The sequence below is a fragment of the Arthrobacter sp. MDT2-34-1 genome (assembly GCF_059091365.1).
In genome coordinates, this window is record NZ_JBNHGO010000230.1 from 1 (window position 1) to 249 (window position 249).

The window sequence follows — 249 nt, forward strand, 5'->3', positions numbered from 1 at the left end:
TACCCAGAAAACGGGAAGTGAAAAGAATAGGAACGCCATGAAGGTGCCCGGGTAAGGGCATCGGCGGCAGCATCGGAGGATCCCTTGCTGAGGGCGTCCTCGTGGTCCAGCAGCATCTCAGCTGCCAGCCGGGCCGCGGAGTCCCGCTCAATGGTCGCCATCTCCAGGTCCTTGCGCGTGTCCGTCATGGCGGTTCCTTACTCTCGTGGTGGGTCTGTTGTGGCTATGGTCCTCAGGCGGCCGTCTCAG

1 protein-coding gene is annotated in these 249 nt (G+C 62.2%); it reads right to left on the reverse strand.

Going from position 1 to position 249, the window contains the following annotated elements; genetic code table 11:
- The coding region (locus tag AC5RVV_RS18470) for a hypothetical protein (protein WP_494002772.1) at positions 1 to 188 on the reverse strand (188 nt) is incomplete at its 3' end.
- Positions 189 to 249 lie beyond the last annotated feature (61 nt).